Source organism: Candidatus Marinimicrobia bacterium CG08_land_8_20_14_0_20_45_22 (genome assembly GCA_002774355.1).
GTDB lineage: Bacteria > Fidelibacterota > UBA2242 > UBA2242 > UBA2242 > 0-14-0-20-45-22.
Map to the genome: position 1 here is coordinate 1 of PEYN01000091.1, position 14,629 is coordinate 14,629.

Consider the following 14,629-nt stretch of genomic DNA (forward strand, 5'->3'; position numbering starts at 1 on the left):
GCGACCATTCTGGTCGATGACGAAAAAGAGAGCGCAATCGACGCCAAGATGACACCGGCATTTGGATATCTGAATCTAACGACAACGCCACCGAATGCTCCCGTTATGGTCAACGATAAACCAATTGGCAACGCGCCTTTACTGAATTACAAACTGATGTCCGGTAAGTATCTGCTAATGCTGAAAGCCGATTTCTATAAAACCACGCAGGAGGGAATCATCATCGCCGATGGGCAAACTTTGACAAAAGCCATCGACTTACCGCCGGACTTCGGTTCGATTTCCGTGCAAGCCGCGCCGGTTGGCTCTAAAGTGTTGATCGATGGAAAAGCAGTTGGCGTCTCACCATTATTTGTCAAACAAATTGCAGTTGGCAGTCATAAAGTCCGCATTGAGAGCGGTGAACATTACGAACCAATCGAGACGACACTATTCGTCGGACTCGGCGAAACACAGGTGATTCAAACGTCATTGAAGGAACGCATCGGTTCGCTGATGATTACCAGCAACCCGCCGGGTGCGATCATCAAAATCGACGGCGCTGGCTACAAACTGACTTCCGGAGAAAGCGCCAAAACACCAATCAAACTCAGTCGGGTATGGGCGGGTAAACGAACGGTCAGTCTGGAAATGCCCGGTTATGCGTCCGCCAAGCAGGATGTCGTTGTCCGGGAAAATGAACTGAAACCTCTCCAATTCACGCTGAATAAAATGGTTTTTATCAAACCGCGTGATCAAGCCTTGTGGCGATCTGCCGTAGTACCGGGTTTTGGGCAAGCCTATTCCACACGATACAAAGTGGGTGCTGGTTATCTCGCCGGAGAAGTCGTCCTCTATTTTATCCTTCAGAATCAGAAAAGACTGTATGAAAAGTATCAAAATGCCTATCTGATAGAACGGGAAGATTATCGTAGCGTCATCGGAACGTCGGAAGAATTGAAAGTGATCTGGGAGCATGTTCAAGACTCATACAACAAAATGGACAATCAATATAAGAAACAGCAACTCGTCACTGGAGCAATGGTGGGATTGTATCTATGGAATATCGCCGATGCCTACCTATTTATGCCGAAAATCGGTGAAAAGCATGTCAGTGTTTATCCGACCATTGACGGATTTGCTCTGCGATTAGAAGCGGAGTTGCCATGAAATCGAAATTACTATTCCGATTCTGGATGGCTCTGCTCATTGGTCTATTTTCCTGTTCGCCGCACGAGGAACTCATTCCGCCGGACAATCCGTTAGACCCGGATAATCCCGACTACGAGCCGCCGGCCGCTGTCATCACTTATGGCATTGCTGACGGAAGTGTTTCGACGAAAGATTCGGCGACCTTTGCGTGGGATGGCAATTCAATTACAAAAGACTTTTCATATCGGTTTGACAATGGTGAGTGGTCGAACTGGACGACAATTCAGACGGTGACTTTCAGTTATCTCGATGAAATGGCGCATCGGTTTGAAGTGCGTGCCCGCGGCGAAAACGACGAGATTCAGGAAATACCGGCGACCAGTGACTTCACCACAGATGCCGTCGATGGCGCGTCGCTGATTCTGTTTCCCTATCGTCAGACAAGTAATGTCGGTGACACACTAACTGTTGCGGTGATGCTGGAAGAAGTGACAAATATTCTTGGCGCTGAGTTTACACTGACTTACGATCCGACGGGATTTCTATTCATCGATTCTCAAACCGGTACGTTTGCGGATTCGATTCAGGCGACGGGATTGCAGGTCGTTGAGGTTGATCCGGTTCTGGGTAAGGTTTCCGCCTCGGTGACTGCCGCCGCGGGAAGCGTCAAGTTTTTTTCCGGCACGGCATCTCTATTAACGATCCGTTTAAAGACTATCAAGATCGGAACCTATTCGCTGACGCTTGGAAATGGTGTTTTGGTCGATTCCAACCGTCAACCGGCGGCAGTCAATCGTCTGCGCGGCGGAGTGGTGGTGGTGAAATGAAAGAATGCCGTGTCCACCTTCAGATTAATCCACAGATTTATCTGTGGAAGGAGGATGAATCGGTTCGGATGACAGGTTTCACGTCCCATAATCCCCGCGTTGAAACGCGGGGCTATTTTGATCTCATCAACGACGTCATTCAGTGTAACCCACAGATTCATCTGTGGGATCAAAACGTCTCTAAAAGCCCCGAAACCATTTTTTTTTAATGGTTTTCCAAAATCAAGGAGGTTTCTAATGTCCCACGCCTATGTCGCTAACTGGTTACATATCATCTGGTCAACTAAAAACCGGCGACGCTGTCTGATGGCAAATAATGCTCTACCAGTCCGTGAACATTTGATCGCGGAAGCCGCAAAAACCGAATCATCCATCGAGACCATTAATATCCAACCCGAACATGTTCATATTCTTGTGAATCTGCCTGCAACACAGTCAATCGATAATTTTATCCATCAACTCAAGGGTGAATCGTCACATTGGATCAATGACGAAAAGATCATCCCCGGTCGTTTTAACTGGCAGAAAGGTTATGGCGCTTTTTCGGTTAGCGTGTCGATGGTTGAAATGGTCAAACAATACATTCAGAATCAGCAAGAACATCATCGACGCAAGCCGTTTGCAGAAGAGTATAAGGAATTTTTAGAAAAACATGGATTCGTTTATGATGATGAAAACCGATAAATCGGTTTGGATGGGTTTCACGTCCCATCATCCCCGCGTTGAAACGTGGGGTTATTCTGATCTCGTCAACGACGTCATTCAGATTAACCCACAGATTCATCTGTGGGATGACGAAACGCCCCACGCCCAGATCCCCATATCCGTTTCAACGGATTTCCTATACCCGAAAACCGATGAATCGGTTCGGATGATGGATTTCGCGTCTTATCCTCCCCGCGTTGAAACGCGGGGCTATTCTGACGAACCGTTATTCCATTTCCGCAAGGAGTTATTCTCTTCAGGAAGGCAATCATTCTCTTCCGGAAAGCAGTCATTCTGTTCCGGAAAGGAGTTGTTCACTTGCGGAAAACAGTCATTCTCTTCCGGGAAGGAGTTATTCCGTTCCAGAAAAGAGTTGTTCTGTTCAGGAAAGCCATTGTTCTGTTCAATAGTTCAACCGTTAAGTTTATTAGCCCAGCCGTTCACGGTTGGGAGAGAGATTCAATTAGCAATGGAGCAATCCAAATGAGAAATAAAATTTCCATACTCATTTTAATTTCTGTTCTATTATTTTTCGCAGTCAATAGCGCCAATTCCCAGCAATTCACCGAAATGACGGAAATCAGTTTAACAGAAGTTATGGGTGGTTCTGCAGCCTGGGGCGATTATGACAACGATGGCGATCTCGATATCTTACTCACGGGTTATACAAGTAGTGACTTCTCTGTTTCCAAGATTTACCGTAATAATGGTGACAACTCATTCACTGAACAAACTGGAATCAGTTTAACGGGAGTTTATTACAGTTCAGTAGCCTGGGGCGATTATGACAACGACGGTAATCTCGATATCTTACTCACTGGTGAGAAATATTCATCACATAATTATGATGCAATTTCCAAGATTTACCATAACAATGGAGATAACTCGTTCACAGAGCAGACGGGAATTAGTTTAACGGGAGTCGAAAATAGTTCTGTAGCATGGGGTGATTATGATAACGACGGAGATCTCGATATCTTGCTTACAGGCTTTACGGGTAGTAGTAATACATATGTTACCAAGATTTACTGTAACAACAATTTAATAACGAATTCCACTCCATTAGCACCTTCCGGATTGACGGCTACAACAACAGGATCGGATGTTACCTTCAGTTGGAACAAATCCAGTGACACGGAAACACCGCAGAATGGATTGACCTACAATCTATACGTCAGCACAACTTCGGGCGGTTGTCAGGTGAAATCGCCGATGGCGGACAGTTCAACGGGTTATCGAAAAGTTGTTCAACTTGGAAATATGAATCATTGCAATTCTTATACTCTGAAAGGACTTACTGACGGTAAATATTACTGGAGCGTGCAGGCGATTGATAATGCATTCGCAGGTTCATCTTGGGCAACAGAGTACAGTTTTATTATAGATACAACTTCGCCATCCGCGCCTCAGAATCTCACCGTTCAGCCCGGCAATGGACAAGTTATACTCAAATGGAACAAGAACATCGAATCCGATTTCCTCCGCTATCGTATATATAGTGGAACGAGTGCCAATCCGACAATCAAGATTGATTCCACTATAGGTGGAATTCTTGATACTATCAAGGTCATTACCGGATTGACGAACGGCACGACTTACTATTTCCGTATCACCGCGGTGGATTCTGCTGGTAATGAGAGTGGATTTTCTAATCAAGTCAGTGCCATTCCCGACGATTATGAAGCCCCGCAAGTTGCGCTTCTTTCTCCCGTCGGGGGTGAGAAGTGGGAGGAGGGTTCCAGTCAATTGATCAAATGGATTTCGTCGGATAATGTCAGGATACAGCATCATTTGGTGCACTTTAGTATTGATAATGGGCAGAATTTCACCCGGATTGACAGCGTTTCTGGTGAAGTGGATTCCTTATTGTGGACGGTTTCAAACAAGATTACAAAACAAGGTAAGGTGAAGGTCACATCTTATGACGCGCGCGGCAATTCTGCGTTTGCGGTGAATACAAATCCGTTTGAAATTGTGGATATTACTCCGCCAAATGTAATGCTTATAAGCCAGATTTCTGGAAAAACAGTAGAAATTGCCAATGCTGAATCGATAACTTGGACCGCAACTGACAACGCGGGTGTGCAGTTCATCGATCTGGATTATTCCGTAAACGGCGGTACTGACTGGAAACCGATAGCGGCTCATGAATCCAACGACGGTTCTTACGACTGGTTGATTCCCGATGAACAGTCGGAAAATTGTAAAATCCGTGTCATTGCGACGGACGGCGTCGGTCTCTCCGATACTTCCATAAGTGCAGGCGCTTTCACAATTGTCCGTATCTATCCAAAGTTAGCGGCATTTCCGTCGGTACTGTCACCGCTCGATACACTGGTTTTGGAATTCACACAGGCGATGGACAGCGCCGGTTTCCGGAGCGGTTGTGCACTTTACAGCCAGATGTATGGCGATTTGACTTATCATTATCGTTTCTATGATAATCTCCGAAAGGCGAAGTTATTCTTAACTGAGTCATTTACGTCGCGTGATACTCTATCGGTACTTATGACGGCTAATTCCACGACGAATATCTACGGTTATGGCTTAGATGGAAACGCAAACGGTGGCTTCGAGGGTTCGCCGACAGATAATCTGACGTTGACAATTCCGGTCGAGATTGCCGGTGATTTCAACAACGATGATGTTGTCAATTTCGATGACTTTGCGCCGTTCGTTTTAGCGTGGCAAGGGCGCGATTTCGGAAAGGAATTGGCTCCCAATCGTGGTGAAGTTCCCAGGATTACTATTTCGCCCAATCAGAAGTATGACGTCTATGACTTGACGACATTTGCGAGTCTGTGGAACTGGACGGTTGGCTTGCGCAAAGCGTTACCGATGATAGCGGATTTCCCGGAAGTTGATTTTCCTGTCACACAGGAAGGAAACAGCGTAATGGTCAAGCCGAATAGTGCCGACGTGATCGCTTACCAGTATTTAGTCGAGTACGATCCAAAAGTCGTTGGTGTCAAATATTCTGACAACCGACTTCCTAAGATTACTGAAACACAGATGCGGATGGTCGATGCCTTTCCGGATAGCGGATTATTGTTGATTTCCGAAGGATATTTCAGCGCCAGTGCTTTGCCGGAAATGCATCTGGAACTTTTACCGAAGGGCAGAAATCCGTACGAAATTACAATTGCCTATCAAACTGTTCTGACCGATTGCACGCGGGTCATAGGCAAACGCACTATTCGTCTCCAACCGATACCGACGAAGTTCGCATTGCAACAGAACTACCCGAATCCATTTAATCCGACAACGACGATTCCATATCAATTGCCGGAGAAAGCATACGTCAGGATTTCGATTTATAATCTGAATGGTCAGTTTGTAGAAACCATCGTTTCGAAGGAACAGCCTGCCGGTTATTACAGCGTCGTTTGGAACGCTGGCAATGTTGCATCGGGCATCTATATCTATCGAATTGAAGCCGGATCATTTCACGATGTGAGAAAATGCGCCATTCTGAAGTGATCTGACTATGTATCGTTTGTTATGAATATAAGAGCCATCCCGAGCGGTGGCTCTTTTCATTTATCAAATTACTGATAGATAAGTACACGAGTTTTGGGACAATTGTTGTTTAAAGGATTTATGACGCTTGATAATCGGATTATTTATGATTAATATTCAATTGTATGAAGAGAAAAAAGGATCATGAATCTGTTCAATCACTACTGGGAAATCTTCACCTTAAGTTTGTCTTCCATCAAACTTGGAAGTTTATAGATAAACCTGATTAATGAAGAGAATATGCACGATAGACATATATTCAGCAGTCTGTGGGTCATCTTGGGAAAGTTCACGGAATCAGTCAGATTGATTGCCTTTGTCTTGATAGTCTTGGGCACTCTCGGCCTTCTGGCGAACGAGTTTCTTGTCGGTTGGGGTAGGCCGCCACTCTCGCGTCAGCTGCCCTGAATGTGGTCGGACTCGCGATTCTGGGGTACTCGGCGATGCGTGACAGCAAGCGATCGGGCGCATAAGCGAAGACGCCAGCCTGCTGAAGTCTGACTGAAAGTAATCTGAAAAGTTGGGGGAACTTTTTCTCTCTGAGGGAGAACGATTGTTAGAAAATGTCAAATTTAGCAAGTCTGTTTTCGCAAAATAAGCGACACGTTGTGTATGTTTTTGATGGGTTTCTCATCAGTAAAAGTGGAGCGGGGCCGACGGGGCTCGAACCCGCAACTTCTGGCGTGACAGGCCAGTGCTCTAACCAATTGAACTACGGCTCCATTGTCAAATCCTGTTCAGAACAGGCGGACGCAAATTTAAGGAAATTGAAATCGCCCTGCAAGCAGAATTACGGTACTTCCAAAATAAACATCTGCCTCTTCAGGAAATAATTTTTTATATTCAGCCTGTATGAGAAATTTGGCAGAAATAATAAATCTGGAGATTCGAGCGAATGGGATTTAAATGCGGGATAGTCGGACTTCCGAATGTAGGTAAATCCACGCTATTCAATGCGCTGACCCGGGCGGGTGTTCCAATGGAAAATTATCCGTTTTGCACGATCGAACCGCATGTCGGAATGGTTGAGGTTCCGGACAAAAGATTGGAACTGTTGCAGAAGACCTATCATCCGCAAAAGGTGATTCCGACGACATTGCAGTTCGTGGATATTGCCGGATTGGTCAAAGGCGCCTCGCAGGGTGAAGGTCTCGGTAATCAATTTCTGAGCAACATCCAACCGGTCGATGCGATTATTCATCTGGTGCGATGTTTTGAAGACCCAAACGTAGCGCACATCGATGAAAAATTAGACCCAAAGCGGGATTTTGAAATCGTCGAAACTGAAATTCTGTTGAAAGACCTCGAGATTATCGAAAGCCGGATCAATAAAATTTCCCCTCGTGCCAAAACCGGCGATGACAAAACAAGAAAACAGTTGGCAATTCTTTATGATTTGAAAAACCTGCTTTCGGAAGGGAAATCCGCCAAACTCTATCACACTCATCCGGAGGAAGAATCTTTTCTGCGAGAACTGGCGCTCTTGTCGGCTAAACCCGTTCTAGTCGTCGGAAATATTTCCGAAAATGAAGCCACTTTGGGTAAAAAATCCGAGACGACGCGGAAGTTCGAACAATATTTTATGCAAACCGGTTCGCTTTTTCTGACGCTTTCGGCAAATCTGGAACTGGAATTATCGGAATTGGAAAATGACGATCGGACTTTTTTAATGAGGGAATGGAAATTGCCGACAACAGGTCTGAACCGATTGATTTCCGCGAGCTACGATCTTCTAAGATTGATTACGTTTTTTACGGTCGAATCCGGGATTTGTCAGGCGTGGACGATTCCCGGCGGAAGCGTTGCCGTCAAAGCCGCTTCGGTTATTCATTCCGGTTTTGAAGATCGTTTTATCAAGGCGGAAGTGCGTCACTGGTCAGACATCGAAAAAATCAGATCCGAAACGTTGTTGCGCGAGCAAGGATTGGTTCATATCGAGGGAAAATCTTATATGGTTAAAGACGGAGATGTGATCACGTTCAAACTCGCCGCCGGTTAGCGTTTCTACGACAAGAAATAATCAAAAGGGAGCCGCGAAAACGACTCCCTTTTTTTGTTACAATTTTATAACTCAATCTGAGAATGTTGTAGTTTTTTTATTCGGCGACGCCGTTTAAATTGTTGTAGGCTTTAATGATTTCCCTGACCAACCGGTGGCGAACGACGTCTTTGGGTTCAAAATAAACGAAGTCGATGCCGTCGATATTCTGCAAAATGTTTTTAGCTTCGATGAGGCCGGAATGGGCTTTATCCGGAATGTCGATCTGTGTAATATCACCGGTGATGATTGCTTTCGAGTTGACGCCGAGGCGAGTCAGAAACATCTTCATCTGCATGGAGGTCGTGTTCTGCGCTTCATCGAGAATAACATAGGCGTTATTCAACGTCCGACCGCGCATGTATGCCAGCGGTAGGACTTCGATGACACGTTGTTCGGTGTAAGCGTTGACTTTTTCTGTTGAAAGCATGTCCATTAACGCGTCGTAAAGCGGAGCGAGATAAGGCTCGATTTTTTCTTTCAAATCGCCCGGTAAAAATCCCAAACTTTCTCCGGCTTCGACTGCAGGGCGTGTGAGGATGATGCGCTGAACGTCATGGTTTCGCAGAGCGGCGACGGCGATTGCGACCGCGATATAGGTTTTACCGGTTCCGGCGGGTCCGATGCCGAACACGATGTCATTTTTCAACGTTGAGCGGTAATATTTTTCCTGATTCGCCGATCGTGGCTTGATGACACCGTTCTTTTTAAAAAGGATCACCGAATCGGCGGTAATCTCTTCTGCCGCCGGTCGTTTTCCGAGAATTTCAATATTGATCAGCGTCTGTACGTCATCTTCGGAAATTTCTCCTTTTTGGTTGATCGTCAACAACATTTCCCCGATGATGGCGTCGATTTGGCGAATTGAGTTTTCATCGCCGTCCAGCATCAATTTATTCCCGCGTGCGAAAATCTTTATTGGAAAGGTTTTCTGCAATAACGTCAAATTGATGTCGTTCATTCCGAAAACCAATAACGGATCGACGCCTTTGATTTCAATGATTTTTTCTGCCATTTTTCCTTATCCTAAACAAACCATAGTAAAATTTCTCGTATTTACGGAGATTTACAAGAAATTTATCGACGAGATCGAATCTGTAGTTATCTTTAGATTTTGTGTCAGATGAGACTAAGACGGGTTGTATTTTCTGCTTTAAGTCGGGATACTTGAAGACGTATAAAAACAACTTAGCCCCCAAGATTCTACATCTGTGGGGGCTAAATAACGTCTAATGAACGGTACCTACTTGGTGGTGTCAACCGCTGTGGTGTCCGTCGGTACCTGTTCAATTGTCTGCTCTGTGGCTGGGACTTCAGTTTTTTTCTGGCAACCAGCTAATCCGAGGACAAACAACAGAACCGCTGCAAAGACCAATGCTTTCTTCAATTCAGTTCCTCCCTTTGTTAGTTCTACTACGAACGTCTATATATGAAAAATCGTTCATGCCCTAAATTTAAGCAGCAATTTACCGAAATGAAATATTTATTCTGAACAGAACGAAAAATTTTTTATATCAGGATGGTCTGATTGTGCTTTGATGATCTGTCATTTAAAACTCAGGTAAGTGACGTTCACCTTCCTTAATAATGAAGAATATGACATATAACCGCCCCGTCCTTTTTCTTGTTTTTAGTGGGGTCTGGACTTAAATTTGCAATGCTTTATTAGATGGATTATGTGTCTGAAAAATATTGATAATACTAAAATTAATTCGATAAAATGCCCAAAATAATTACGATTGCGAACCAAAAAGGAGGCGTTGGAAAGACAACGACTGCGATCAATCTTGCGGCCGGATTGGCGGTTTCGGAAGTCGATACACTTTTGATAGATCTCGATCCGCAAGCCAACGCGACCATCGGTTGCGGAATTGATTATAAAAGCGTCGAAAACAGTATCTATGAAGTGCTGATAGATGGCGAAGGCATCAGTCCTGTGATTCAAACGACTGAAATTCCCTTTCTGGATATCGTACCTTCCGCGACTCGTTTGGTAGGAGCCGAGATCGAAATGGTCTCTATGATCGGCCGGGAAACGGTTTTAAAAAAGGCTCTCGAATCGCTCGAAAAGGAATATAGATATGTTATTATCGACTGTCCGCCGTCTCTCGGTTTGCTGACGATAAACAGCCTGACGGCCTCTCATTCTATCCTGATTCCGATCCAGTGCGAATACTATGCAATGGAAGGTTTGGGACAGTTGTTGAATACGATCCGTTTGGTTCAAAAAAGCCTCAACCGGAACCTTCAGATCGAAGGAGTGTTAATTACGATGAGCGATTCGCGATTGCGTCTGACTCAGGAAGTCACTGAACAGGTGAGGAGTTTTTTCAAAGAAAAAGTCTATCAGAGCGTGATCCGGCGGAATGTTCGTCTTGGAGAATCACCGAGTTTCGGCAAGCCCATTATTTTGTACGATGCCTCGTCACCGGGCGCTCAAGATTATATGGCATTGGTAGGAGAATTTTTAAAGAATGACGGTCAAGAGATTAGGTAAAGGATTAAGCGCAATCATTCCGGAATTTCCACCGGATTTTAACATGATCAATCAGGTTGCCGAAATTGACGTCGATAAAATTCGCGCCAACCCGCATCAGCCGCGAAAAGATTTCAACGAGCAGGCGATGAATGAATTGAAAATGTCCATTCGCGAGAAGGGCATTATTCAACCGATTACTGTTCGTCAGGCGGAAAACGGATTCGAATTGATCGCCGGGGAAAGACGTTTGCGCGCTGCGATAGAACTCGGACTGAAGTCGCTTCCGGCGTATATTTTATCCGTTAAAACGGATGTCGAGATGATGGAACTCGCCTTGATAGAAAACGTACAGAGGGAAGATTTGAATCCGGTGGACGAAGCCGAAGCCTACTCGGTTCTGGCCAACACGTTCAATATGTCCCATGAAGAAATCGCAACGAAAGTAGGGAAAGACCGTTCTACTATTACAAATTCTCTGAGACTGCTAAACTTGCCGGCTCCAATCATTCAAGATTTGCGCGATGATAAAATCACACCCGGACATGCCCGGCCTATTCTTTCTATAAACAATGAAAAACAGCAACTGAATCTCTGGCAAAGAATCAAACGTGATGGATTAAGCGTGCGGGCTGTTGAAGCATTCGTGAAAAATATGGATTTGGTCCAGCAAAAAACCGCCGAGCCAAAAGTCTTTCGCAAATCCAATTATGTTAAGACGGTAGAAGAAAAACTGATGCATATCGTCGGTTCGCGTGTAAAAATCCGTGGCGACGAAAATAAGGGCAGTATTGAGATCAACTTTTATTCACGGGAAGACTTGACTCGGTTGATGGATATTTTTGAATCTATCGAGGACATCGAAAAATGAGTAAAGCGGGTAAAAGATATTTTACGTTTCATCTGATGTCCACGGACAATAAAAAGCCGTTCAAGATAACGTTTAACCATCATATCGCACATCTGATTTTCGCTTTCGGCGTGATCGTTATTTTGTTTTTTTTCGTTGGTATTTTTACTTTTTTCCCAAAGGCGATTCAATACGACAAAATCAAGGCGGAAAACGACATCCTAATTCAGGATCGGATCAAAGTGACAAAAATCCTGAGTGATTACAATCAAATCCGGCAAATGGATCAGTACATCCGCTCCGTTTTAGGTAGCGATTTGAAGATTCCCGAAGGCGATTCGACAGTATACGACTCGATGGCGAATACACAGATGGGAGTAATTCAAAAGCCGGATGAAGTGGCGCGAATCAGTTTTCTGGATAACATTCCCATTTATCCGCCCGTCGACGGTTATATCACGCAGGGATTTTTAGATAATCGTGTGTTCAACAGTGATAACCATTTAGGAGTCGATGTCGTGGCAACTGAAGGCGAACCGATCAAGGCATCAGCCTCAGGAGTCGTCATTTTGTCGAATTGGACTCCCGATCTCGGGAATACGGTGATTATCTATCATGCCGGCGGTTATTTTACAATTTACGGCCATAATCAAAGAAATTATGTTGAACCGCACCAATATGTGAATCGCGGAGATGTGATTGGTTTTGTAGGAAACACCGGTAAAAGCAAAGGACCGCATCTTCATTTTGAAATTTGGAAGGAAGGAAAGCCTGTCAATCCGCAAGATATGGTTTATTCCTATAAACTGTCTGATAAATCGCTGAAAAATGTAGAAAGATAAACTTATGAGAGGCGACTCTATTATTAAGAAAGAATCGACGATCAACACAATCATCGGTGAAAATACTTTGATTGCCGGAAAAATTAACTGCGACGGCAACATTATTGTTTATGGAAAAATTGAAGGCGACATCACAACCGAAGGAACGATCACTATTTTTGCGACCTCTAACGTTCAGGGAAATTTGACAGGTTTCAATGTTCAGATCAGCGGTAAGGTCGAGGGAAACATCGATGCCAACGGAAAAGTCGTTCTAGGCGAAAAATCCAGTCTGATTGGTGATATCAAAGCTGTCCAAATCGTCATCGAAGAGGGCGCCGCATTCGACGGTCGATGCGTTATGCGAACCGCGAATCCGGAATCGGCAGCGTCTACAAAATCCGACCGCTGAGTCTCAACCAAGGGATTGTCATGAAATTGAAACGCACAGTGAATTGCGGAGAACTACGGAAATCAAATGAAGGGCAAACGGTCGTTTTAAACGGCTGGGTCAATAAACGACGCGATCACGGCGGACTCATTTTTCTCGATCTGCGCGACCGGTACGGAATTACGCAGATCGTTTTCGACACGGAATCGGCGGACGCCGCAATTCTAAATGCAAAAAAACTCGGCGCTGAAGACGTTGTCGCCGTCAAAGGGACTGTTCGGCTTCGCCCGGAAAATTCGATAAATAAAGAAATGCCAACCGGCGAGATCGAAATTGTTGCGCGAGAATTGGAAATCCTGAACACATCCTTAAATATTCCGTTTCAGGTGACCGATCGTTCGACCGGATTAGAAGACCTTCGCCTGAAATATCGTTTTCTGGATTTGCGAACCAAGGAACTGCAAAAAAATATTGCCATCAGACATCGCGCCGCACAAGCCGTTCGAAAGTTTTACTCCGCCAATGGGTTTTATGAAATCGAAACGCCATTTTTAACGAAAAGTACGCCGGAAGGCGCACGCGATTTTCTAGTTCCGAGCCGTCTGCATCAGGGCTCTTTTTATGCGCTTCCGCAATCGCCGCAGACTTACAAACAATTGCTGATGATTTCCGGTTTTGATAAATATTTTCAGATTGTCCGTTGTTTTCGAGACGAAGACTTGCGTGCGGACCGCCAGCCGGAATTTACTCAAATCGACGTCGAGATGTCTTTTATCGAAGAAGAAGACATCATGAATCTGACCGAAACCATGTTGAGAGAAGTTTTTCGGGAAGTCATCGGCGTTGAACTTGACGATCCGTTCCCCAGAATGTCATTCGACGATGCGATGCGTCAATATGGAAGCGACAAACCAGACTTGAGATTGGGTTGTACGATTCGGACAATCGATGAAATTGCCGCGAAAACCGAGTTTGCGGTTTTTCACTCGATGCTTCAAAAAAATGGGGTCATTGCAGGATTTTGTGCGCCGAACGCCGCATTTTTTAGTCGGAAAATCACCGACCAACTTACGGAAAAAGTTAAACAGTGGGGCGCAGGCGGACTCGCATTTGCCAAACTGACTGAAAATGGTTGGGAAAGCGGAATTGCGAAATTTTTATCGCCGGTGGAAAAGGAATTGATTCATGCGTTTGACGCCAAAGTCGGCGACATCGTTTTTTTCGTGAGTGATCTGGCAAAAGTTACTTATTCGGTTCTCGGTTATTTGCGCCTCGAAATCGCGAAAATGCTCAATCTGATTCCGCTAGGTGTTTTTAGACCGATTTGGGTGACTCGCTTTCCTTTGCTGGAATGGAGCGACGAAGAAAGCCGGTACGTAGCGATGCATCATCCGTTCACCTCGGCAGATATGGAGGAGCGCCATTTGTTAGAGACCGAACCGGAAAAAGTTCACGCACGCGCTTACGACATTGTCATTAACGGCAGTGAAATCGGCGGTGGAAGCATCCGGAATCATACCGTCGAAATGCAGGAACGGATGTTTGAAGCGTTAAAAATCCCGAAGGATGAAGCGCGTTTCAAATTCGGTTATCTTCTAGATGCTCTTGCGCATGGCGCTCCGCCACATGGCGGGATCGCGCTTGGATTCGACCGGTTGGTCATGATCCTTGCTGGCGCTGACAATCTGCGTGAGGTTATCGCTTTTCCGAAAACCACCAGCGCCTCCTCGCTAATGGACGGTTCTCCAACGCCGGTTGACGAAAAGCAATTGAAAGAACTGGGCATCAGATTAATCAAATAAAAATCTGCGATCGCCTTCGATAGACGATCCATATTTTCCGTATGGTGTCATTAAGGCGGAAAATTACTT

Annotated in this window: 13 protein-coding genes and 1 tRNA gene; 12 read left to right on the top strand and 2 right to left on the bottom strand. The window is 45.1% G+C overall.

The window, feature by feature from the left end; translation table 11 throughout:
• The 6 genes from COT43_05610 to COT43_05635 form a co-directional block, all read left to right on the top strand.
• On the top strand, nucleotides 1-1,149 hold a 1,149-nt coding region (locus tag COT43_05610), incomplete at its 5' end, for a hypothetical protein (protein PIS28757.1).
• The gene (locus COT43_05615) at nucleotides 1,146-1,958 is read left to right on the top strand and encodes a hypothetical protein (GenBank protein PIS28758.1); all 813 of its coding nucleotides are present in this window, start codon (nucleotides 1,146-1,148) and stop codon (nucleotides 1,956-1,958) included. The genes COT43_05610 and COT43_05615, both read left to right, overlap by 4 nt.
• The gene (locus COT43_05620) at nucleotides 1,955-2,167 is read left to right on the top strand and encodes a hypothetical protein (protein ID PIS28759.1); all 213 of its coding nucleotides are present in this window, start codon (nucleotides 1,955-1,957) and stop codon (nucleotides 2,165-2,167) included. Before COT43_05615 ends, COT43_05620 begins: the two co-directional genes overlap by 4 nt.
• A gap of 28 nt (nucleotides 2,168-2,195) precedes the next feature.
• On the top strand, nucleotides 2,196-2,642 hold the full coding sequence (locus COT43_05625; protein ID PIS28760.1) for a transposase: 447 nt from the start codon (nucleotides 2,196-2,198) through the stop codon (nucleotides 2,640-2,642).
• Nucleotides 2,623-3,150: a hypothetical protein gene (locus COT43_05630; protein ID PIS28761.1), complete on the top strand. Its 528-nt coding sequence runs from the start codon at nucleotides 2,623-2,625 to the stop codon at nucleotides 3,148-3,150. The genes COT43_05625 and COT43_05630 overlap by 20 nt, the downstream gene beginning before the upstream one ends.
• Nucleotides 3,147-6,143 carry a hypothetical protein gene (locus COT43_05635; GenBank protein PIS28762.1) on the top strand — a complete coding sequence of 999 codons (2,997 nt, stop codon included), beginning with the start codon at nucleotides 3,147-3,149 and terminating at the stop codon, nucleotides 6,141-6,143. Before COT43_05630 ends, COT43_05635 begins: the two co-directional genes overlap by 4 nt.
• Nucleotides 6,144-6,825: 682 nt before the next feature.
• On the opposite strand, the gene COT43_05640 is transcribed toward COT43_05635, so the two are convergent.
• Nucleotides 6,826-6,900, bottom strand: a tRNA-Asp gene (locus COT43_05640).
• A 177-nt stretch (nucleotides 6,901-7,077) separates the two neighbouring features.
• Here COT43_05640 and COT43_05645 point away from each other — a divergent pair.
• The gene (locus COT43_05645; GenBank protein ID PIS28763.1) at nucleotides 7,078-8,181 is read left to right on the top strand and encodes a redox-regulated ATPase YchF; all 1,104 of its coding nucleotides are present in this window, start codon (nucleotides 7,078-7,080) and stop codon (nucleotides 8,179-8,181) included.
• Nucleotides 8,182-8,278: 97 nt separating this feature from the next.
• Here COT43_05645 and COT43_05650 read toward each other — a convergent pair whose 3' ends face one another.
• Complete coding sequence (locus COT43_05650; protein PIS28764.1) at nucleotides 8,279-9,235, bottom strand: phosphate starvation-inducible protein PhoH; 957 nt, start codon at nucleotides 9,233-9,235, stop codon at nucleotides 8,279-8,281.
• A gap of 705 nt (nucleotides 9,236-9,940) precedes the next feature.
• Here COT43_05650 and COT43_05655 point away from each other — a divergent pair.
• Genes COT43_05655 through COT43_05675 form a run of 5 tightly spaced genes read left to right on the top strand, consistent with a single transcriptional unit; the run spans nucleotide 9,941 to nucleotide 14,560 of the window.
• On the top strand, nucleotides 9,941-10,717 hold the full coding sequence (locus COT43_05655; protein ID PIS28765.1) for a chromosome partitioning protein ParA: 777 nt from the start codon (nucleotides 9,941-9,943) through the stop codon (nucleotides 10,715-10,717).
• On the top strand, nucleotides 10,695-11,567 hold the full coding sequence (locus tag COT43_05660; protein ID PIS28766.1) for a DNA-binding protein: 873 nt from the start codon (nucleotides 10,695-10,697) through the stop codon (nucleotides 11,565-11,567). Before COT43_05655 ends, COT43_05660 begins: the two co-directional genes overlap by 23 nt.
• Nucleotides 11,564-12,388 carry a hypothetical protein gene (locus COT43_05665; GenBank protein ID PIS28767.1) on the top strand — a complete coding sequence of 275 codons (825 nt, stop codon included), beginning with the start codon at nucleotides 11,564-11,566 and terminating at the stop codon, nucleotides 12,386-12,388. Before COT43_05660 ends, COT43_05665 begins: the two co-directional genes overlap by 4 nt.
• Nucleotides 12,389-12,392: 4 nt before the next feature.
• A complete protein-coding gene (locus COT43_05670) occupies nucleotides 12,393-12,779 on the top strand; it encodes a cell shape determination protein CcmA (protein ID PIS28768.1) in 387 nt (128 codons plus the stop codon).
• A gap of 20 nt (nucleotides 12,780-12,799) precedes the next feature.
• Complete coding sequence (locus COT43_05675; protein ID PIS28790.1) at nucleotides 12,800-14,560, top strand: aspartate--tRNA ligase; 1,761 nt, start codon at nucleotides 12,800-12,802, stop codon at nucleotides 14,558-14,560.
• The last annotated feature ends 69 nt before the right edge of the window (nucleotides 14,561-14,629 follow it).